Below are 21,591 nucleotides of genomic sequence, written 5' to 3'. Positions count from 1 at the left end.
TATACTATTAATACATTCAAAATAGATATACTCCCCTGTCAATTAGGCCGACCTTACTTTCTGTCTGTGAAATTGCAAATTCAATAGTCGGTCAAGTTTTTTACTTAATAAAATCGTTTCTGACGAGGTTAATCCTTTGGACATTCCGACAGTTATCATAGTATTTCGTACCATTTCAATTTGGTAAATTAAGTCATCATTTGTCATTTCCAGTAACTCCTTCTATTTACAACTACAAAATTAAGTTTACCAATTGAAAACGCATTCAGAGAAACAGTATTTATCATCAAATATCGACATAATCTGTTAACTACCTATTTTATGCCACATTTTTCCATAAGTTTCTCGAATTAAATTGATAGAACATCCTTTCAAAATTCACCAAAAACTGTTCTCTTCCCCCAAAATTGACTCAGTGAAACGTTTGAAAAATGATTGACATTCTATGTAATTGATTTTATCTTAATCTATGTTCTACTAATTATTAAACCTACTAAAATTTCTGGAGATGTTCATGAAAGAATATGTTTTAACGCAAAATGCCAAAAATTCCAAGCTAAAATTGGCTTTTTTAAAAAAGGACCTGGTATTTACAATCTCCCTTATCTTAGCAATGGCGAGCAGCCTCATACATCCGCCAAGACTGGAATATATAAATTTTAAGGTGTTAGTAAGCTTATTTAACCTGATGCTAGCGATTAAGGCCTTTGAAGAACTAAAACTATTAGACAGATTCGCGATTGGGATAGTGAATAAATGCAAATCTAGCAAGCAGGTTTCTGCTATTCTAATTTTATTATGCTTTTTTACCTCGATGTTGGTAACGAACGATGTCGCACTTATCACGTTTGTGCCATTAACCCTTATCATCAGTAAAAAGGCTAAAATTAACATGATGGAAACCATAGTCCTTCAAACCATTGCGGCGAATATCGGCAGCAGTTTAACCCCGATGGGAAATCCGCAAAATTTATTTATATTTTCCCATTATGGGATAAGTCCGGCTCAATTTTTTACAACAATCCTATTGTTGGCATTTCTAGGAGGAAGTTCGCTCTATATTTCCATTTACCGACTTAAGGGCAAAAAACTAAATATCGCACTAGACCCAATTCCAATAAAAAGTCGAAAAAAAGCAGCGGTTTGGGGAATTATTTTTTGTATTATTATTGTTTCCATTTTTGGAGGAATGAGTTATCAGCTTGCTGCGATTATTACATTTCTTGCAGCCTGTATTTTAGATTATAAATTATTAGCAAAAATCGATTATCTCTTACTTATTACATTTATCTGCTTTTTTATTTTTATAGGAAATATTGCAAATATCGAAGCACTCCGGGATTTTGCTAGTGAATGCTTGAAAAACTCCACTTCTGTCTATTTTAGTTCCATCTTAGCCAGCCAATTGATCAGCAATGTCCCTGCCTCCATCCTTTTATCAAACTTTACGATGGATTGGAAGTCCTTATTATTAGGAGTCAATATTGGCGGTCTTGGTACCATTATTGCGTCACTTGCCAGTGTAATTTCTTATAAACTATATATTCAATCAAACCCTGGTAAGAGCAAAAGGTATTTAATCCAATTCAGCCTTTATAACTTTTTGTTCTTGATTTTTTTATCATTGATTCAGTTTTTTATCCTAAGGCTGCTTTAAAAGTCAATTTTGATTTTGGGAAAACGTTGATTGGAGCGGTAATCAACAACTAGGTTTAACAGAGCTATCCTAAAAATATTATAATACGCTGTTGGTTCAATGAACTACAGCGTTTTTTCGCATGTAAAACAAATTGAAATTATTCCATTTCGATAATAGAATATAAGAAAAAAGAGGGAGTGTAATATGGCAAATTCGACAAAAACGATTGTTGAAAAACTTAATCTTAATAAATATTCAAATAAATTAATTCTTCATAAGCCAAATGATTTGGAGGATTTTGATGAATTAGAATTTGATTCTTCGATTCAAAAAGATAAATATGATTTAATCGTTACCTTTGTATTTGGATTAGAGGAATTTGCAGAACAACTTCAATCAGTAATTAATCTAAATTTACTTGAAGACAATGGCTACTTATTTTTTGCCTACCCTAAAAAGAACAATCCGAAGTATGAAGACTATATTGACCGTGATCGTTTAATTCAGGCGCTTCCTTCTGATGAAGAAGGATATGTCTTGGGAAGTAATATTAAGTTTGCAAGAATGGTTAGCTTAAATGATATTTTTACTATTGTGGGTTTAAAATCAGCACCGAAAAAAGCTGCCAGTAAGAAAAACAGCCAATGCGTTGATGACTACATAGGAAATGTCGAGGATATCAAGCAATATTTGTCCAAAAATGGGGATTTACTCGAAAAATATAATCAATGAACCTTTGGCTATCAAAAGGATTGGGCCCGGTATGTTTACAGTGCAAAAAGGAAAGAAACCCAGGAAAAACGCCTTCTGGAAATGGAAACGGTATTGGGCGAAGGATTTAAATCAATGGAATTGTACCGCCAGAGTAAAAAATAGATTTTCAGATATATGGCCACGATTTTCTATCGTGACCATATTTAGTATTTAATTATGATGAGATTGATTTCCAGTTTACATAATATCGTTATGTGTTACTAACTAAAATTTAAATGATATCTTCAAATTCTCTTGCAATTCTTTCAAATGCTTCTTTTATAAGCGGCCTTGGTGACGGGATGCAAATCCTTTGAAAGGCAAGTCCTTCTTCCCCAAACATTTTACCATCTTCGAGAATAACATTTGCTTTATTATAGATCCGTTCATGGACTTCTTCTGCTGTCAGCCCATATCCACTGAAGTCCATCCACATAATATAGGTTCCTTCTGGGATTTTCACCTTTACTTTCGGCATTTTTTCGGCTAAAAACTTCACAACCCAATCCATCGTGCCATCAATATATTCCTTTAGCTGTTCTAACCAATCTTCCCCTTCTGTATAAACAGCGATTAGCGCAGAAACAGTAAACGGTGACGGCAAATGCATCCCCATTACCTTATTCATGGTTTTCCTGAGCTCAGGATTTGAAATTATTACATTCGTACAATGAAGCCCTGCTACATTAAAGGTTTTGTTAATCGCAGTAAAAGTGATAATATGGTCCACATTGTCAACGGCTTTGGCAATGGGAATAAATGTTTGATTACTCCGGATGAGGTCCCCGTGAATCTCATCTGCAACAATCAGAACATTATGTCTTCCGCAAATATCGGCTAATCTTTGTAATTCTTCCTGGTTAAAAATTCTTCCTGTAGGATTATGCGGGTTGCATAAAATAAACATCTTCGTCTTCTCTTGTTTTGCCTTCTCTTCAAAATCCTCAAAATCAATCTGATAATACCCGTCTGAATCAATATTTAGCGCATTATTCTGTACCACTCGATGGTTAGCTTCAATCGCTGCTGTAAATGGAGGATAAACTGGGCGTTGGATGATAATCCCGTCTCCTGGATCTGTAAAAGCTCTTACTGCAATGTTCAACGCATGGACTGTTCCAGGACTATAGATAATTTCTTCCTTTTGAATATCCCAATCATGTCGCTTTTTAAACCAATGCTGGATAGCCGTAAAATACTCGTCCGGAAAAACGGAGTAACCAAAGATTCGATGGTCAACTGTTTTATGTAAGGCATCAATCAAGGGCTGGGGTACAGGAAGATCCATATCCGCTGTAAACAAAGGTATCGTTTCTTCATCATATCTAGATGTGAGGCCTATCTCTTTTATCAGTTTTCCCCCATCCCATTTTAATGAATATGTACCACGGCGATTCACTACTTCATCGAAGTTGTATTTCATGAACAACACTCCTTTTAAAAAAAAGCCGAATTAACCAACCAATTTGGTAAAATTATCATTTTTAGTTTCAAGCCCATTATACTACATATTTTAAACCGAAAGAAATTGCTTTTTCTAGCAATAAAGGTCCTCATTTCTGAGGACCCTCTCTAAAAATCATATTATATAACCCAGCCAAACCATTTCACAGACTGTGTAATGACAAGCGGGACTAGAATGGCAATGACGGTTGGGATCAGGAATGCCATAAATGTCCACTTTTTACTTTTGGTTTCCTTATAGATATTGAGTAATGTTGTACCACATGGATAATGCAACAATGAAAATAACATCATATTTAATGCAGTCAACCAAGTCCAGCCGTGCTCAATAAGAATGGCTTTTAAATCAACAAGACTATCGACTTCAGTTAAAGAACCCGTTGATAAATATCCCATTAACAAGATTGGCAGGACAATTTCATTCGCTGGCAACCCCAAGATAAAAGCCATCATAATGTAACCGTCTAAGCCAAGTAATTTTCCAAATGGGTCCAAAAACTGAACGGCATACATTAAAATACTTGTATCACCAATATAGAGATTTGCAAATACCCAGGTTAAGATAGCTGCAGGTGCTGCAACTTTCACTGCTCGCATTAAGACGGACCAGGATTTTGTCAAGGATGAGCGAATGACCGTATCCAGGATTTTAGGTTTTCGGTATGGCGGCAGTTCTAACGTATAATGTGTTGGGACCCCTTTAAGGGCTGTTTTGGAAAGTACCCATGAAACGAAGAAGGTAACAAGGATTCCAAATAAGACAATCCCGACGAGAGATGCAGTCGAAACAAATAATTTCATTCCACCGGTAAATCCAGCAGCCATAAATAATGAAGAAAAGACAATTAGAGTACCCCAACGACCATTACAAGGGACAAAATTATTGGTCAGAATCGCCAGCATCCTTTCGCGAGGTGATTCTATAATTCTAGTCGAAATTACAGCAGCTGCATTACAGCCAAACCCCATTGCCATCGTTAGTGACTGCTTCCCGTGGGCACCGACTTTTTTAAACAAACGGTCCATATTAAAAGCAACCCGGGGAAGATATCCGTAGTTTTCTAAAAGAGCAAAAGTCGGAAAAAAGATGGCCATTGGCGGCAGCATTACCGCAATTACCCAGGTTGTTCCTCGATATAAGCCAAGAACTAACATCCCATGAAGCCAATCGGGTGCGTGTAAAAAAGTAAAAGCGGCTGTGATATACTGCTCTAACCATCCAAAAAAGTCCGCTATTAAGGAAGAAGGGATGTTGGCTCCAGCTATGGTGATATAGAAGACCGTTCCTAACATGATTAACATAATTGGAAAGCCGAAAATGGGAGAAGTGAAAATCGCATCTAGTTTTTCTGTCCGAGTATCCCTTTTTGATTTTGTATAGGTGACACCCGCCTTGCAAAGTTGATGACTCCGGTCATACAAATTCTGTACAATTTCATCTCTTAACTTCGCTGTCGACATCTTTTGAGCTTCATTGTAAAGCTGTTCGATATTCATTTACGTCCCCTCCTTTAAGGCTTAAGTAATGATTAATTTCACTTAGTAAAGACTCATCTCCATCTAATAAACGGAGGGAAACCCAGCGGGAAGATACATGGTCGCCCACAATCTCACGTACTTTCGGTTCGATTTTTTCAATTTTTTCTTCGATCTCTTGCGGATATTTCACTGGAATAGGATGGCAAGCTATTTCCCCAGTTACAATACGATGAATGGTATCAAGGAGCTTGGAAAACCCTTTTTTGTTTCTTGCAGAAATTTTTATAACGGGCACCCCAAGCCGATTTGTTAGCAGATGCTCGTTAATGTTTATTCCTTGTTCTTCTGCAACATCGATTAAATTTATACAAATGATTACATTCTTTGTCATTTCCAAAACCTGCAAGGCAAGATTAAAATTCCGTTCTAAGGAAGTGGCATCAAGGACAACGATTGTTACATCAGGTTTTTCGAATACAATGTAGTTTCGTGCCACCTCTTCATCCTTGGAATTTGAAAAAAGAGAATAGGTACCTGGGAGATCGATCAATTGAAATCGAGTATCTTTAAATGCAATGCTTCCCTTTGCAAGTGAAACTGTTTTTCCAGCCCAATTACCCGTATGCTGCTTTAAACCAGTTAAAGCATTAAACAATGTACTTTTACCTGTGTTGGGATTTCCCGCTAAAGCAATCCGATATTCATTTCCCATCGTTCACCAGCTCCCCTTCAATTTTTGAACTCTCCTCTTTTCTTAATGCAATGGTTGTTTGACTTACACGAAAAGCGATAGGGTCTCCCAACGGGCTTTTCCGTACTACCTCAACTAATGCATCTTTAACAAAGCCTAAATCTAATAATCTTCTTCTCATTACACCTTCCAGTTGAATCGAAGTTATTTTAATAATATCGCCTTTTTTTCCGTCCTCAAGCTTAATAATATTAGTTGTCCCCATTATTTTTTCACACCCCTTAAAATTTTTACCGAGTGCAACTTTTTACTAATTATATGTTGAGGTCATAAATTTGTCACCTAATTTTGCAAAGAAATTAAAAAAAGAACGTCTGCCTATACGGCAAACGTGCTCTTCTACAAAATTGCATTGTCAACACAATAATTATTTAAGTCAATCTCTGTTTCCTGTCCTGTGACTAATTTAGCGAGTTCTGCTCCGAGATATGGACCGCTGGTTAACCCTGATGAACCTAACCCATTTGCAACATAAATTCCATTCCAATCAGGCAAAGGTCCGGCTACTGGTAAAAACCCTGGAGTAAAAGGGCGAAAACCAACTCTTGTTTCGAGGACAGTGCTGTTTGCTAATCCTGGTGCCGTTTCTAAGGCTTGACTTAAGATTTCATTGATTCCGCCTGCTGTAACACGGGTATCAAACCCTTTATCATTTTCATGCGTAGAGCCCACAACAACAAGTCCATTTTCAAAAGTAAGGATATATTGGGTGTGTGGCGGCATGACAACCGGCCATGAACTTGTGTCAGTTTCAAGCAGCTGTAAATGAATGATTTGTGCTTTTTGCGGTTTTACGGAGAACTCAAGGCCTAAAGACTGCAAAAGCTCTTTTGCCCATGCTCCTGAAGTAACAATTACTTTGTCAGCAAGTAAAGTTTTTTCTTCCAAGGTAATCCCCATTACCCGATTTTCATTTATTAGGATTGATGCATCCCCTTTTAAAAAAGTCGCTCCATTCTTAATCGCTGCACGTGTTAATGCATTCCGAAGTTCCTGGCCATTGACGCGGGCTCCCCCGCTGACATAAACAGATCCGAATTCCTCTGATAAAGGTGGAAAAAGTTTTTTTGTTTCTGCTGGTGACAGAATCTTGATTTCACCGATTTCCGGAGCGTCTTCTCTCCGTTTTCGTGCCCGTTCTGCCATCTGTTCGAGTTTATTTGGGTCTTTGTGTAAACTTAAAGCCCCCACCCGTTTATATCCGGTATCTGTTTCACCGTCTGCTTCTAATTTTGCGATTAATTGTGGATAGTAACGCGCGCCGCCTTTGGCTAATTGATACCATATTTTGTTCCTCCGCTGTGATAGCCATGGACACACTATTCCGGCTGCGGCATCGGTTGCTTGGCCAGGATCTTCCCGGTCAACCATAGTAACTTGTGCACCTAATTTGGTCAGGTGGTACGCGGTAGAAGCACCGAGAATACCAGCTCCGATTACAATAATTTTTTGCATCATGACACCTTTTCTTTCAATATTAATTACAAATTTATCCACTAATATATCCCATTCAATCAGAATCAGGATTTGTATATAGGTTACATTATATACGAGCATGTTCTTTTGCTCAAAAACTTCGGCGGGAGTGATGAATCATGGCTAGAAACAAACTTTTGGTTCCTGGTGCAGGAAATGTTCTGGATCAAATGAAGGAGGAAATCGCCAACGAGTTTGGAGTTCAACTTGGTGCTGATACGACCGCGCGAGCAAATGGTTCAGTGGGCGGCGAAATGACGAAGCGTCTCGTTGCATACGCTGAACAATCCTTACGAAATCAACAAGGCCAATAACTTTTGATTTCAAAAAGGCTGTCCCAAATCGGGGCAGCCTCCACAAAGAATTTACAATTTTTTCAATACATAGTAACACAAATCAGGATCAGACTTTGTTCTTAACAAATCAATTGCAGTCCAGCCATTTTTAAAATAATGAATAAATACTTCACGAGTTTTGAGTCTCCATGCTATCGCAAGCTCAGGATTCCTTTTCTTCAGTGTTTGAAAATTACTCGGTACCGGAACAAAGAGGAAGCCTTCCGCAGTATCCAGCTCAAGATCCGTTTCATTCGGGTTCAAATTTTCTTCTGAATCACGGTAAACCTTAAGTAACAAACGGCCCTCTATTTCATACTCGCTTGGCCTTTCAACCAAATCCTCCATAACCCACCATTCAACCGTAAACCGGTCGGACGGCATGCCCTGATTTAAATCGTCCTGCATTTCCCCATAACAATTCTCTACATATGTCGAGCATCTTGCTCCAAGCTTATGTAGATTCAAATAGCCATTTACTGTTTCAAGAGGATCATATGTCCATGTAACTAAATCATATCCCATTTTTAATGACTCTTCCTTTTGGGCAAGCTTTAGTTTTTCGCCAATCCCCAGTTTACGATATTCGGGATGAATTCCTAGTGTATGAGAACAGAGATAAATCTTATTATTTTTAAAGCCCGGAAAACTATATTGAAAACCAATCAGTTCGTCATCCAAAAAAGCGCCCAATGCCATTCCACCGTTTTTAATGGCCGTAATAGTTTGACTGCTTGGTATGGACTCGTATTCACTCCAAATCAGCGATTCCAATTTTCTCAACTCTTCAAGCTCATCAATTGTTTCGAGAGTACGAATAACGATATTTTTTTCACTCATTCATCATACCTCCTTTTTGAAATTGTCCTAAAAATGATTATACATCTTCATGCTCGAAATCCATATCTTTCAATGTGACAACCTTTGTTTTTTTAATAAATTTATAGCTCAACCAAGCCGTTAAAAAGATTGGAATCCCCAAATAGGTAACTAGCAACCCATTCCAGTCAATTTTATCTCCTAAAAATGCCTTATAGTCTTGTCCAAGGATTGCCACCATACATAAAGCCAATGTCAGGAAAGGACCAAATGGAAACCATTTTGCTTTAAAAGGTAATTCGTTTAAATCTCTTCCTTGAGCCACATAGCCTTTACGGAAACGGTAATGGCTGACAGCGATTCCAATCCAGGCAAGAAATCCCGATAAGCTGCAGGCATTTAACAGCCAGAAAAAGACCTTTCCATCACCAAAGATTGATGTTAAAAATGCAAGCATCCCGACAGCTGTTGTTACATAAAGTGCATTTGCAGGAATTCCGCGTGAATTTACTTTTGTTAAAAATTTTGGAGCATTTCCTTCCTTTGCCATTGTCCATAAAAGCCGTGAGCCGGCATACATTTGGGAATTTGCGGTGGAGAGTACAGCCGTAAGAACAACTGCATTCATTACGGAAGCAGCAAAAGCCAGCCCTGCTCTTTCAAAAACTAATGTAAACGGACTTTCTGAAACATTATCAGAGTTTAATAGTCTTGGATCATTATAAGGTACAAGGAATCCAATGATGATGATGGAAAAGATAAAAAATAGCAAGATTCTCCAAAAAATCTGTCGAATGGCTTTGGGCATATTCTCCCTAGGATTTTCACTTTCCCCTGCAGAAAAACCAACCATTTCCGTACCTTGAAACGAAAAACCAACAATCATGAAAACGCTAATAATAGAAGCAAAACCACCCTTAAAAGGTGCTTCTCCTGCGGTAAAATTTTTAAATCCGACAGAGTGACCACCCATAATACCTAAGATAATCAAGACCCCAATCACCAAAAAGAGAATGATTGTAGCAACTTTAATAATTGAAAACCAATATTCTGCTTCCCCATAACCTCTTACAGATAAAAAATTTAATAAAAAGATAATAGCGAGGGAAGGAACGCTCCAGAAAATAGACGGAACATTTGGCAGCCAAAACTTCATGATTAAACCAGCAGCCGATAATTCAAGAGCGATAATCATGGCTGAATAATACCAATAATTCCAGCCTTGAGCAAAACCGAAGGCAGGATCGACAAATTTAGAGGAATAGGTGCTAAAGGTCCCGGAAATCGGCATAAGCGTGGCCATTTCTCCTAAGCTTGTCATTAGAAATAACATCATTAAACCACTTAAGATATAAGCAACGATTGCTCCTCCCGGGCCCGCTTGACTGATTGTTCCCCCGCTTGCCAGAAATAACCCGGTACCAATCGTACCACCGATGGCAATCATGGTGAGATGTCTCGCCTGAAGATTCCGTTTCAGATGGTGGTGTTCGGAAAAATCCGTTTCTTTTTCTGTTTGTAATGCCGTATTACTCATATATGCACCTCTTTTATCATTAATAAAAACTGATTAGTTTTGTTTAAAAGTCGCAAGAACAGTTCGAGTTAAAATTTCAATTCCATTTAAAAGGGCATCTCGATTAAACGACATATACGGGTGATGCAAACCAGGGGCTAAGTCGCAGCCTAAACCCAGCATCGCCGCCTTCAAATGCGGGCGTTCTTTTGTGTAAAAATGAAAATCCTCCGCACCGGGTGTGATGACTGCAGGCATAACATTTTCAGCACCAATGACTTCTGCAATCGCCTTCGCCATAATTTTCTGTGCCTTGGGATTTACCACAGCAGCATAAACCTTTTCCTTATGTTCAAATTCAATCTTCACCTCAAAAAGTGAGGCAACTTGCTGTAAAATATGGTCAACTTTTTGAACTAGCCTATCCATCGTTTCATTTTTTTGCGCCCGTAAGTCTAAATGAAATTGGGCAGATCCGGGAATAACATTCGTGTTATCCCCTCCTGCACTGACTTGAGTCATTTTTACAGAGAAAGAATCAAACGGGTTCAAACGGATCCCTTTTAATTGCTCGACAATCGCGGAAATCACTTCTATGGCATTCACCCCTAAATCAGGGCGAGCACCATGCGCATCAAAGCCAATAATTTTAGCGGAAACGGTTTCAGCGGCCCCGTGAATAATACCTGGTGATGCCGTCCCCATCGTAAGTTCCTGAATGGGCCGTAAATGAACACCATACAAAAAGTCAATATCATCGATTACTTGTTTTTCAATCATTTTTAAGGCGCCATCTCCCACTTCCTCTGCCGGTTGGAAAATTAATTTTAGCCGTCCCGGCAGTTCTAATTGCATTTCTTTTAAAAGAAGCAGCGTACCTAACACCATCGTCATATGCGCATCATGGCCGCAGGAGTGATTGGCTTGAAATCTCCCATTCACTTCCTGCCATAAAGAATCCATATCCGCGCGAACCCCAACCGTTAGGGGACCATTTCCTAGTTCCCCTATCACTCCTGTATGGTCAGGAAACGTTCTAACCTCACACCCATTGCTCTTTAAGAAATTTGCTATGAAGCTCGTGGTGTTAACTTCTTTCCAGCTGACCTCCGGATTTTGATGTAAATGCTCAAATAGTTCAAAAATGATTGGGCTTAATTTTTCTAATGTTTTTTTCATCTGTATTCCCTCATTACTTGGAATGAACAGTTTCTTTTTTAATCGTTAATTCTTGAAGCGTTTCCTCATTCACTTCAACACCTAAACCAGGTTTTTCGCTTAGTACCACAAAAGGAATTTGATACTCAAGGTCACCAATATCTTTACTGAACAACAACGGCCCGGTTAATTCTGTGCTGGTGATATTTTTTCTTGCCATCGCAGTATGATATCCAGCTGCAGAGCCAATCGAGGATTCGACCATTGACCCGACTTGGCAGGAAAGACCTGCATATTCAGCTGTTTTAGCCATATGAATCGCAGGATAAATCCCCGCTGATTTCATTAATTTAATATTGATTTTGTCAGCGGCATTTTTCTTGATAATTTCATTTAGGTCGGAGCCGTCATGAACACTTTCATCTGCCATAATCGGTATCACCGTTTTCTTTCGAAGCTCTGCAAGTCCGTCAATATCTCCCATCTTGATCGGTTGTTCCAGCCAGGAAATTCTGAGCGGTTCTAGTAATGGAAGTGCCTGGGCTGCAGTCGAATAATCCTTCCAGCCTTGGTTAACATCGACTCGAATCGGCACCCCATAGCCAACTGCCTCTCGAACGGCTTTTACACGTTCTAAATCTTTAAAAAGATCAAATCCAACCTTTAGTTTCAAGGAACTGTATCCGAGAGCAAGCGCCTGTTTTGCCTTCTCAGCCATCACTTCCGGTTCTTCAATACTTAATACCTTTGCAAAGGTAAGTTCATTATGAAATTTTCCGCCAATTAAATCGTAGACTGGCTTGCCTGCATATTTACCCATCAGGTCATAGCATGCGATATCAATCGCAGCTTTTGCTGCCGGGTTGCCATGAATTCGGCTATCCATAATATGGTGAATTTTTTCAATGGCAAATGGACTTTCTCCCATGATAAAAGGCAGTAACTGATGTTTTAAAATTTCAATTCCGCTAAAAAAGGATTCCCCTGTTACATGTTCATCCGGAACGGCTTCTCCATATCCGACAAGACCATCTTCCGTTTCGAGTTTCACAATAATCGATGGCATATAATCATATGTTTCGTAGGAAATAATAAATGGGGATTGTAATGGTAAATGGATTCCAATAATATCAGCTTTAATAATTTTCATGATGATTTTTCCTCCTCTATATTTGCGACACCGTCGTTTTATTGTCGCTAATCGGTCATTTTTATAATATACTGTAAATTTTCAAAAAACAATCCTTTTAGGAGAAATATTTTTTTAGCTTTTCCGAGATATTATAAAGTGCCCGCGGGCGTCCTTGGTCATATGGCTGCTCTTCCCCCGTAATTGTAAGTAATTCTTTTTCAAGAAATCTTTTAATTAACCTCTCAGCAGAACGCCTACTTACCGTTAAATAATCTGCCAATTCCTGTGCCGAGAATGAACGAAATTGATGTAGCCGAACAAAATCAAAAAAGCGGATTAGATTTTTCGCCGTCATTTTAAGTTGATCCGCTAAAGATTGAATATGTTGATTTTCATTTTTTAAGACATATTGTTTTTCATTTTCAAACAAAGGACCAATCAGTTTTTTGTCTTCATCTAATATAAAAATAGTTGTTTTTTCTGTTGCCTGTTTTTCTGTAAAATATAAGGCTTCTGTCGCATGGTTTTCGGCCTCATTCATCGTATATCCATAACCGATTCCAATCTGTAAAGGCGAATTTATTTTTCCTTCAAGCTCAAGAATTTTTTGCAGATTTTGTTCTTTTAGAGCAACCTCCATTGAACCGCGATTCGTATAAATAGTAAATGGCTGATGTTGGTCCAGTGATACTCTTGCATTTAATTGCTTTGCCATTTGGTTTAAATGCTGCAGGATCTGCAGGCGAAAAACTTGTTCTTCCTGTTGGATTGGATAATTTGCTATTTTTATCGAGATGACAGCGATCTGTGAATCCTTTGTTTTCTTTAATCTCGTTAACGTCACTGCCCTTTCCAATCCTTCTTTCAGGGATTGCTTCGGCTGAACCATATAAATGGAAGGAATAGACAATTTCTGTAACTCTTCATATACTGCATGTATACTTGTTAAAGCAAATTGTGTTTTTTTCTCTTTATATAAATCCGCATGGAAATGAACGAATTGAGTAATATCAAAGCCTGCCTTCTCTTCTTCTACGTGATAAACCCACGGGTAGTCTTTCACAAATAAAGTTGGATCCGTTATATGGAGTTCTTTTAAGACATTCTCTAAAAATTCCTGTTTAGGCAAATCAATCGAAATCTTTTCCAACGGGATTTTTTCATGAAAGTAAATTGAAAACAATGAAAGCGAAACAACGAATTCATTAAATGGAACATAGGTAGCCATCAATTGGTTTTCATTTATTTTTTTCTGCCCGAAATAATACGCAATTGCACCCGAGAAAAGTAAAAAATCCACCTCTTTCCCGGCCTGATCAATCAAATGGTTAATTTCCCACGGCGAATCATATGTATAGTTGATAAACGAGATTTCCGGAAATAAATGATAATATGGAGATATAGCATCAATATAAAGGTTTGAACCTAACACACCAATCGCGACCATTATGACAACTCCCACCGTTATTTTAAATAAATTATACCAATTTCTAGTATATCATGGTTTTGTATATCTTTGGGTCGTTCTTTCCCCGTCCTAAAAACAAAATGGACTTGCCATCTAGGCAAGCCCGAATATCTTTCAAATAGTCATTTCTCAACCAGTCGGTAACTTCATTTTTTCCATTATAGTTGAAATGTAATTTCTAACCGTTCCAATCGTATCACTTCTTTGGCTTGATGGTTGATTGGCGGAGAAAGGTTCAAAAACAAGATCATCATCTTCTATTAACTCTGGGGAATAACTCCGCTCTCCAGCCATAATGCGGCGGATCGAGCAAGCTAACTCTTCGCTCGGGCTGTCCTTTAATAAATAACCTCTAACATCCGCTTTTAAGGCTCGCTCAAAATATCCAGTCTTCGCAAAGGTTGTAAAAATCATCACTTTACATCCAGTTGACCTCAAAGCTTCTGCTGCCTCAAGTCCGCTCTTTTTAGGCATCTCGATATCCATCAGGCAAATATCCGGTTGTAGTTGCTTTACAAGTGCAAGGGCCTCTTCCCCATCACATGCTTGGCCAACCACTTCCATATCCTCTTCCAAATTAAGCAGGGAACCAATTGCCCCTAACAGCAGTTCTTGATCCTCAGCAATGACAATTCGAATCATCTAGGTTCTCTCCTTATCTGGCGTGTCTAATTAAGGAGACTCCCCTTATATGAAGGAGAGTCTCTAAAAATTAATGTTCAGGTTTTACTTGGACTGTAATATTGCGTTTTGGTAAATATTTAATCTCCCGAAAGCTTACAAAATTCTTGCTTTCCTCATCCCATAGGCGGAACTTTAGAGAGCGCAAACTTGTAGCAAGGGTGATGGTTGGTACGTTTTGTAATGGATGCGTCTGATTATGTGCTTCTTCAAGTTTATAATTTGGAACCCTTGGACTTAAATGGTGAACGTGGTGATAACCAATATTACCTGTAAGGAATTGGATAACCTTCGGAAGCTTATAATAAGAACTTCCTTCAACCGCTGCCTTTACATATTCCCACTCTTTGTCTTCTTCAAAATAAGAATCCTCAAAAGTGTGCTGTACATAAAACAGCCATATACCAATGGCACCTGAAATTAAGAAAATAGAACCTTCAACCAAGAGAAACGACTGCCAGCCGATTGCCCAAATAAGCAATCCCATTAGAGCAACGATTAAAACATTGGTTAAATACGTGTTCATACGTTCCTTCTTTTTAGCACCTTTACGGTTAAATCTATTTTTAAGTAGAAAAACATAAATCGGTCCTAATCCAAACATAACGAATGGATTACGATAAAAACGATAGGCTAAACGAAGTCTAAGTGGTGCTGCCAAATACTCTTCAACCGTAAGCGTCCATATATCTCCAGTGCCGCGCTTATCCAAGTTCCCGCTTGTCGCATGATGAACAGAATGCTCGTGTCCCCATTGATCAAACGGGAATAGGGTTAATACACCCATTGAAGTGCCAATGATCCGGTTGACACGGCGGTTTTTGAAAAAGGAATGATGGGTACAATCATGAAAAATAATGAAAATTCGTGTCAAAAAGCCAGAGGCTAACAAAATGGGAACCAATGCTAACCAATAAGAAACGGAAAGGCTGATATAGGCAAGGTACCATAAAAGAAAAAATGGTACGACTGTGTTGATGAGCTGCCAGACGCTTTCTTTTGTCGATGATTGTTCAAAGGGAGCAACTTGTTTTTTGAGATTTTTCGTATTTTCTAAGGTCATTTTTGTAATTCCCTTCTTGTTCTGTCGTTATATAAAGTATATAGGAAGAAAATTAGACTTGTTAGTAGCAGGTGTCATGTACACGATATGACAAATGTCATGTACAAGCTGATTTTTTTCATACTTTCCAATGTTCAATCGCGATAATTTCCGATTTTATTTTTTTCAACAAAACAACTTCTTATGAGTTACAATACGAGAAAAGAATGAAATTACTGCATTTTGTAATTCCCTTCTTGTTTTGTCATTATATAAGGTATATAGGAAGAAAATTAGACTTGTTAGTAGTTGGAGTTGCAGGAGTAGATTATTTTAAAATAATGGGTGATTTGAATGGGTTTCAAGTATAATGAAACATATTCGATCTGCATATGAAATTTCTTTACGAGAAATCCTAAATAACGATCGGATAATATAAAAAAACGAGGTTACCACATGAGTGATAAAAATTTTGCCGATTTCCAGTTAAGCAAAGAAATAACACGAGCACTTACTATTTTAAAATATGATACTCCTACAGAGGTTCAGAGTAAAGTTATCCCATTAGCAATGAAAAATCAGGACCTGGTTGTAAAATCCCAAACCGGAAGCGGCAAGACTGCATCCTTTTCGATCCCTCTTTGCGAGAGAATAGAATGGGAAGAAAAAAAGCCACAAGCATTAATTCTGACACCAACTAGAGAGCTTGCGGTTCAAGTTCGAGAGGATGTTACGAATATTGGAAGATTTAAACGGATTAAAGCATTAGCCGTTTATGGAAAAGAACCTTTTACAAAACAAAAAGAAGAATTAAATCAAAAAACACATGTCGTCGTCGGGACACCTGGACGTGTCATAGACCATATTGAAAGAGGTACTTTAACTTTAGAAAAAATAAAATATCTAATCATCGATGAAGCGGATGAAATGCTAAATATGGGGTTCATTGACGAGGTAGAAGACATCATAAATGAACTTCCTTCAAACAGGGTAACCATGGTATTTTCTGCTACATTGCCTAAAGATGTTGAAAATCTCTGCCATAAGTATATGAAGGATCCCGTGAATATCGATATTGCGGCTTCAGGAATTACCACGGATACAATAGAGCACCGGTTAATCGAGGTAAAGGAAGGCGACAAGATTTCCCTTCTAAAAGACGTTACAGTTCTTGAAAATCCAGATAGCTGTCTTATTTTTTGCAGAACAAAAGAGCACGTTGATAACGTTTATACTGAATTGGACGAGGCCAATTATTCTTGTGAAAGACTTCATGGAGGATTAGAACAACAGGATCGCTTTGCAGTTATGGACGGTTTTAAAATGGGGAATTTCCGTTATCTTGTAGCTACAGATGTGGCAGCACGAGGAATTGATATTGATCAAGTGACACTTGTCATTAACTATGATGTTCCCATGGAAAAAGAGAGCTATGTACACCGAACAGGACGAACCGGCCGTGCCGGCAATAAGGGAAAAGCGATTACGTTTGCTACCCCTTTCGAGGGAAAATTCGTTAAGGCAATTGAAAAATACATTGGCTTTGAGATTCCGGCAATGGAAGCCCCGTCATCACAGGAGGTTGAAGCCGGAAAAGCTGCTTTTGATGAAAAAATTAGCGGTCGCCGTGTCGTGAGAAATAACAAATCGGCCCGGATCAACCAAGGCATTATGAAACTCCATTTTAGCGGAGGAAAAAAGAAGAAGCTTCGCGCGATTGATTTTGTTGGGACGATTGCAAAAATTCCCGGGGTAACAGCAGAAGATATCGGCATTATTACGATTCAGGATCATTTGTCTTATGTTGATATTCTTAACGGAAAGGGCTCGCTCGTGCTTCAAGCCATGGAGAATACAACGATTAAAGGAAAAACGCTGAAAGTGAGCAAGGCGCTTAAATAATGGAATTTGGAAGATTACGACGGTCGGTGCTTAGTTTCCCTCATGTAAAATTAATCGCAATAATTTTTCAACAAAACAACTTCAGATGAGTTAAAATTAGAGAAAAAGAGTGCAATTACCGCATGTTGCACCAAGGGTTGAGGAGGAGTTGTAAATGTCTAATAAATATTGTCCTATATGTGGAGAAGAAAATCAATGTATGTCTGGGTCCGGGGAGCATGGTAACTGCTGGTGTGACTTAGAAGTATTTCCGAATGAAATTTTAGAGTTGGTTCCTGCAGAAAGTTTAAGAAAACATTGTATCTGCAAAAATTGTTTAGATAAGTATAAGGAAGATCATAAAATAAACTAAAAAACGCGAGGGCAATCCTTGCGTTTTCTCATGTTATCGATATTTTATAAATACTAATACCTTTCCTGAATCCACCAATTACTTTCTATTGATTGCCTCAGCAAAAATAAATAAATCACGGTAATACTTATGTACCTCTGTTACATCTAAGCCATGGGCGATTAATAACTCCAAGGTGTCCCGATCTAAACAGCATCCATCACAAATTTTTTTCCAAACAGGTGTTAAGCCCTCCTGTAGCGCAGCAAGAACACGATTTTCCATTTTCACATGTTCAAATAAAAGGATTTTCCCATCCGGCTTTGATACCCGTTTCATTTCTAACATGGCTCTTTCCGGGTTGGGAATCGTGCAAAATACAAGAGTGGCTACAACCGTATCAAAGGTATTATCTGCAAATGGTAATTCTTCGGCACTTGCCTGGACCAGTTCAATCGGGACAACCGATTGTTTTTTCTTTTCTAAGGAATTCTCAATCATATATGGACTCGGTTCAATGGCAGTTACCTTATCACATTCCGTATATAAAGGAAAATTAATCCCTGTCCCTGAACCTAATTCAAGTACACTCCCCCTTGCCTTTGAGAGAAGTTCCTTGCGAATCCCATTAAATTTTTTATTTTCTAATGGACTCATAAAAAAATCGTACCATTTTGCAAAAGATCGACTCATAATCCTCCACTCCAAACAATAAAACTCAAAATTCTCCCCTTACATTATATATGAAAAAAATTAAATTCATCATTGTTTCTCTTTTAATTCGACAAAAAACCACAAAAACCGGGTGGTGACAGGCACCTCAAAGTGGTATTCTATGTTAATGTGAGTAGTACATATCGGGCAATATAAAATAGAAAACGGGCATGCTAGAGGTGAGTAATTTGAATAAAGCCTGGCTTTATGTGGGTTTGACTTGTTTGTTTGAATTAATATGGGTTTATGGATTTAATACAGCCGATACTTGGTGGGAATGGGCTCTTGTTATCGCAGTGATTTTTACTGACTTCCATTTTCTCCCGAATGCCTGTGCTACCCTTCCGACAGGCACGGTTTATGCCATCTTTTCTGGGGTTGGGGCAATTGGAACCGTATTAATGGATGTCTTCCTTTTTGGGGGAATCTTTAATACAGGTATGATTTTGTTTATCCTTCTAATCATTATCGGGGTCATCGGGCTCAATCTGGCAGATAACAAATCAGAGGAAAAAGGAGCTGCCTGAGCATGGGCTGGTTGTTTGTTTTTTTAGCTGCAGCCTGCGAGGTCACAGGTGCTGCGGGGCTAAAAATGTATAGCCAACAGAAATCTTTAAAAAATGGAGTATTATACATCGGCGGTTTTTGTACTTCCTTTGCTTTTTTATATACCTCCTTCCATTTTTTGCAACTGAGTATTGCCTATATCGTTTGGGTTGGAATTGGGACAGCAGGCGCTGTGACCATCAACATGTATTTATTTGGTGAATCAAAAAACGTCGGGCGAATGCTAAGTGTAATTTTAATTATCATTGGAGTCATCGGGCTTCGGGTCTTGTCGTAATAAATAAACAACTCCGAACAATTTTCCGTTCGGAGTTGTTTTAAAAATTGGCTGTGTTAAACTTGTCTGTTGATTTCCGTTCCAGGCACAAGCGGTTCGCGGGCGTGCCGGGGAGCCTCCTCGTCGCTACGCGCCTGCGGGGTCTCCCCTGCCCCGTACTCCCGCAGGAGTCTTCGTGCCTTCCACTCCAATCAACAGGGTTAAAAAATCAACAATGTCATTTAACACAGCCTAAAAATTAAGCCCTTCTAAAGCCTTCCTCTACTAAAAACACTTCTGCCTCTTCATAGGTACTGAAGGTTTCCTCTAGATTTAGGCCGAAATATATATTCCAGGTTTCATCTTCATTGATTAAAAGAAGAGTTTCATTCTCTTTATTCACCCATCGTTCTTCTTCTAGGTCGCCAATAATCGCTGCTTCAGCGATTGGTTTTTCAACAGCAGACAGGCTGGTGATTGAATCCCTAATTATTTGTTTTAAGTCCTCAGCAGAATAGTCACGAATATTGACCATCCCTTTATCATCGGTTTTGTAATTGGGAATACGACCAGCATAGACAAAGCCATTTCCATTTGGATGCAGGTGATAAACGACATTTTTCTTGTCATACACACTTTCATTAAATTGGAAATTTACTCGTCCAAGGGATACATTCACCCTCTCCAATTCAGGGTATGTCTCAATAATCGCAAGTTTTTCTTCAAAAGTTAGCATAGTTGCCTCCATATGTTTAGATAAACATTATTTTATCATAATGTTATAAAAAACATAGGCAGCTCTTCAAATTATTTCCTCATAAATGCTTCTATTTCTTCTACCGAACGAAAAATATCTTTTGAAAGCACTTCGCAACCGTCCTCTGTTACTAAAACATCGTCTTCGATGCGAATTCCAATTTCTTCTTCCTCAATATATAAACCCGGCTCAACGGTTAACACCATTCCCGGTTTTAAGATCAAATCCTTATAATCGCCCACATCATGGGTGTCTAGTCCAAGAAAATGACTCACACCGTGATAATAATATTTGGTGATTTCACTTTCTTCTTTAATCAGCCCTACTTTTATGCACTCTTCGGCTAAAACTTTCTTTGTATGTTCATTCAATTTTGCATGTGGAACACCTGGTTTGATCAGTGCAGTAGTTTCTCTTAATGCTTTTAAAACAATATTGTAAAAGGTCTTTTGCTTTTCCGTGAATTTACCGTTCACCGGAAAAGTATAGCTGATATCCCCGTTATAAAAATGATATTGAGCACCTAAATCAAGCAGGACAAGGCTCCCGTCCTCAACCGTTGCATTATTTTTTACATAGTGAAGGATCGTACCATTCTTCCCACTAGCAACAATCGTTGGGAAAGCATAATCCCGTACCCCCTCCGACTTAAGCGTAAAATCAAAATAGGCTTCAAGCTGGTATTCCTTCATATCGGGCTTTGCGTGGCTCATTAAGTTTTTAATTCCTTCATTCGTAATTTCAATCGCTTTTTTAATTTCTGCGATTTCTTCCGGTGTTTTGTAAACACGCAGTTCGCAAATATCAGGATAAACATTTTTTATTTGCAGGTAAGGGTAATTCGCCTGGATTTTCTGAGCAAATTGCTGCGCTTGTGTCGTAACCTTATCTAGCTCTCTTCTTTCCAGGTCTAAATAAATAGATGAAAATACATTCGTTAAAAGTGTTCGCGACAGAAAGGATTCAAATTGTTCAATGAATTGGATATTGCCGATTCCCGAGACATTTGCAGCCTCTTCTTTGGTAATAGTTTTTCCGATCCATTTTTCCCATACAGGATCTGATTTTTCGATAAAAAGATATTCTTGTATGGCGTCATTTGTTTTATGTGCGAAAAAAATAATATTTTGCTCATCAATACCTGTTAAATAAAGAAAATTGCGGTTGGGAGTGAACTTATAGTCTTCATCAGCGGATTTTTGTGGGGCTTTCCCGGCAAACAAAACAAGCAGTGAACGTTCTTCAAGCTTTTCATATAACAGATTGCGATTTTTCACATAGAAATCTTTGTTCATGAAATTCCCTCTCTTCTAAAAGGTATGTATACAGTTAAATATACTATACTATGAAA

23 protein-coding genes and 1 pseudogene are annotated in these 21,591 nt (G+C 38.3%); 8 read left to right on the top strand and 16 right to left on the bottom strand.

The genetic code is table 11. The features are described 5' to 3' along the window. Nucleotides 1-42 precede the first annotated feature (42 nt). Complete coding sequence (locus E2K98_RS13920) at nt 43-207, bottom strand: aspartyl-phosphate phosphatase Spo0E family protein (RefSeq protein WP_133335038.1); 165 nt, start codon at nt 205-207, stop codon at nt 43-45. Between the two features lie 307 nt (nt 208-514). Here E2K98_RS13920 and E2K98_RS13915 point away from each other — a divergent pair, with 307 nt between their 5' ends. The 3 genes and pseudogenes from E2K98_RS13915 to E2K98_RS31680 all read left to right on the top strand — a co-directional run. Then, nucleotides 515-1,657 carry an SLC13 family permease gene (locus tag E2K98_RS13915; RefSeq protein ID WP_133335036.1) on the top strand — a complete coding sequence of 381 codons (1,143 nt, stop codon included), beginning with the start codon at nt 515-517 and terminating at the stop codon, nt 1,655-1,657. Between the two features lie 186 nt (nt 1,658-1,843). Then, on the top strand, nt 1,844-2,371 hold the full coding sequence (locus tag E2K98_RS13910) for a hypothetical protein (RefSeq protein WP_235824808.1): 528 nt from the start codon (nt 1,844-1,846) through the stop codon (nt 2,369-2,371). 12 nt (nt 2,372-2,383) lie between these two features. Continuing rightward, nucleotides 2,384-2,515, top strand: a pseudogene (locus tag E2K98_RS31680) (YdeI/OmpD-associated family protein); the annotation flags it as partial. Nucleotides 2,516-2,624: 109 nt separating this feature from the next. Here E2K98_RS31680 and E2K98_RS13905 read toward each other — a convergent pair. From E2K98_RS13905 to E2K98_RS13885, 5 genes are all read right to left on the bottom strand, one after another. Further along, nucleotides 2,625-3,815: a MalY/PatB family protein gene (locus E2K98_RS13905; protein ID WP_133335034.1), complete on the bottom strand. Its 1,191-nt coding sequence runs from the start codon at nt 3,813-3,815 to the stop codon at nt 2,625-2,627. 161 nt (nt 3,816-3,976) lie between these two features. Beyond that, nucleotides 3,977-5,353 (bottom strand): nucleoside recognition domain-containing protein, encoded by a 1,377-nt coding sequence (locus tag E2K98_RS13900; RefSeq protein WP_133335032.1) that lies wholly within the window; start codon nt 5,351-5,353, stop codon nt 3,977-3,979. Next, complete coding sequence (locus E2K98_RS13895; RefSeq protein ID WP_133335030.1) at nt 5,328-6,047, bottom strand: FeoB small GTPase domain-containing protein; 720 nt, start codon at nt 6,045-6,047, stop codon at nt 5,328-5,330. The genes E2K98_RS13900 and E2K98_RS13895 overlap by 26 nt, the downstream gene beginning before the upstream one ends. After that, nucleotides 6,037-6,291: a FeoA family protein gene (locus E2K98_RS13890; protein WP_133335028.1), complete on the bottom strand. Its 255-nt coding sequence runs from the start codon at nt 6,289-6,291 to the stop codon at nt 6,037-6,039. The genes E2K98_RS13895 and E2K98_RS13890 overlap by 11 nt, the downstream gene beginning before the upstream one ends. Before the next feature lie 134 nt (nt 6,292-6,425). Then, complete coding sequence (locus E2K98_RS13885) at nt 6,426-7,541, bottom strand: NAD(P)/FAD-dependent oxidoreductase (RefSeq protein WP_133335568.1); 1,116 nt, start codon at nt 7,539-7,541, stop codon at nt 6,426-6,428. A 140-nt stretch (nt 7,542-7,681) separates the two neighbouring features. On the opposite strand from E2K98_RS13885, the gene E2K98_RS13880 reads away from it, so the two are divergent. Further along, nucleotides 7,682-7,876 carry an alpha/beta-type small acid-soluble spore protein gene (locus E2K98_RS13880; protein ID WP_026576247.1) on the top strand — a complete coding sequence of 65 codons (195 nt, stop codon included), beginning with the start codon at nt 7,682-7,684 and terminating at the stop codon, nt 7,874-7,876. Nucleotides 7,877-7,927: 51 nt separating this feature from the next. Here E2K98_RS13880 and E2K98_RS13875 read toward each other — a convergent pair whose 3' ends face one another. From E2K98_RS13875 to E2K98_RS13845, 7 genes are all read right to left on the bottom strand, one after another. Further along, entirely contained in the window at nt 7,928-8,737 is an 810-nt protein-coding gene (locus E2K98_RS13875) for a GNAT family N-acetyltransferase (protein WP_133335026.1), read from the bottom strand. Between the two features lie 37 nt (nt 8,738-8,774). Continuing rightward, entirely contained in the window at nt 8,775-10,253 is a 1,479-nt protein-coding gene (locus E2K98_RS13870; RefSeq protein WP_133335024.1) for an amino acid permease, read from the bottom strand. A gap of 33 nt (nt 10,254-10,286) precedes the next feature. Next, a complete protein-coding gene (locus tag E2K98_RS13865; protein WP_133335022.1) occupies nt 10,287-11,411 on the bottom strand; it encodes a M20 peptidase aminoacylase family protein in 1,125 nt (374 codons plus the stop codon). Between the two features lie 13 nt (nt 11,412-11,424). Continuing rightward, on the bottom strand, nt 11,425-12,540 hold the full coding sequence (locus E2K98_RS13860; protein ID WP_133335020.1) for a mandelate racemase/muconate lactonizing enzyme family protein: 1,116 nt from the start codon (nt 12,538-12,540) through the stop codon (nt 11,425-11,427). A gap of 97 nt (nt 12,541-12,637) precedes the next feature. Then, entirely contained in the window at nt 12,638-13,969 is a 1,332-nt protein-coding gene (locus E2K98_RS13855) for a hypothetical protein (protein ID WP_133335018.1), read from the bottom strand. A 150-nt stretch (nt 13,970-14,119) separates the two neighbouring features. Continuing rightward, entirely contained in the window at nt 14,120-14,632 is a 513-nt protein-coding gene (locus tag E2K98_RS13850) for a response regulator (protein ID WP_133335016.1), read from the bottom strand. Nucleotides 14,633-14,702: 70 nt separating this feature from the next. Further along, on the bottom strand, nt 14,703-15,734 hold the full coding sequence (locus E2K98_RS13845) for a fatty acid desaturase (RefSeq protein ID WP_133335014.1): 1,032 nt from the start codon (nt 15,732-15,734) through the stop codon (nt 14,703-14,705). A gap of 435 nt (nt 15,735-16,169) precedes the next feature. Between E2K98_RS13845 and E2K98_RS13840 the strand changes: the two genes are divergently transcribed. Both E2K98_RS13840 and E2K98_RS13835 read left to right on the top strand, forming a co-directional pair. Beyond that, nucleotides 16,170-17,615 carry a DEAD/DEAH box helicase gene (locus tag E2K98_RS13840; RefSeq protein WP_133335012.1) on the top strand — a complete coding sequence of 482 codons (1,446 nt, stop codon included), beginning with the start codon at nt 16,170-16,172 and terminating at the stop codon, nt 17,613-17,615. 154 nt (nt 17,616-17,769) lie between these two features. Continuing rightward, on the top strand, nt 17,770-17,967 hold the full coding sequence (locus E2K98_RS13835; protein ID WP_133335010.1) for a cysteine-rich CWC family protein: 198 nt from the start codon (nt 17,770-17,772) through the stop codon (nt 17,965-17,967). A gap of 78 nt (nt 17,968-18,045) precedes the next feature. On the opposite strand, the gene E2K98_RS13830 is transcribed toward E2K98_RS13835, so the two are convergent. After that, a complete protein-coding gene (locus tag E2K98_RS13830; protein ID WP_133335008.1) occupies nt 18,046-18,639 on the bottom strand; it encodes a class I SAM-dependent methyltransferase in 594 nt (197 codons plus the stop codon). A gap of 191 nt (nt 18,640-18,830) precedes the next feature. Between E2K98_RS13830 and E2K98_RS13825 the strand changes: the two genes are divergently transcribed. Beyond that, complete coding sequence (locus tag E2K98_RS13825) at nt 18,831-19,187, top strand: DMT family transporter (RefSeq protein WP_133335006.1); 357 nt, start codon at nt 18,831-18,833, stop codon at nt 19,185-19,187. 2 nt (nt 19,188-19,189) lie between these two features. After that, nucleotides 19,190-19,504 carry a DMT family transporter gene (locus E2K98_RS13820; protein WP_133335004.1) on the top strand — a complete coding sequence of 105 codons (315 nt, stop codon included), beginning with the start codon at nt 19,190-19,192 and terminating at the stop codon, nt 19,502-19,504. Nucleotides 19,505-19,742: 238 nt separating this feature from the next. On the opposite strand, the gene E2K98_RS13815 is transcribed toward E2K98_RS13820, so the two are convergent. Next, nucleotides 19,743-20,219, bottom strand: coding sequence for a hypothetical protein (locus E2K98_RS13815; protein ID WP_133335002.1), 477 nt, complete (start codon nt 20,217-20,219; stop codon nt 19,743-19,745). A 71-nt stretch (nt 20,220-20,290) separates the two neighbouring features. Further along, nucleotides 20,291-21,535, bottom strand: coding sequence for an aminopeptidase P family protein (locus E2K98_RS13810; RefSeq protein WP_133335000.1), 1,245 nt, complete (start codon nt 21,533-21,535; stop codon nt 20,291-20,293). Nucleotides 21,536-21,591 lie beyond the last annotated feature (56 nt).

The organism is Bacillus salipaludis, from assembly GCF_004358205.1.
Note: the sequence above shows the minus strand (reverse complement) of the source record. Positions and strands in the feature narration are given on the sequence as shown.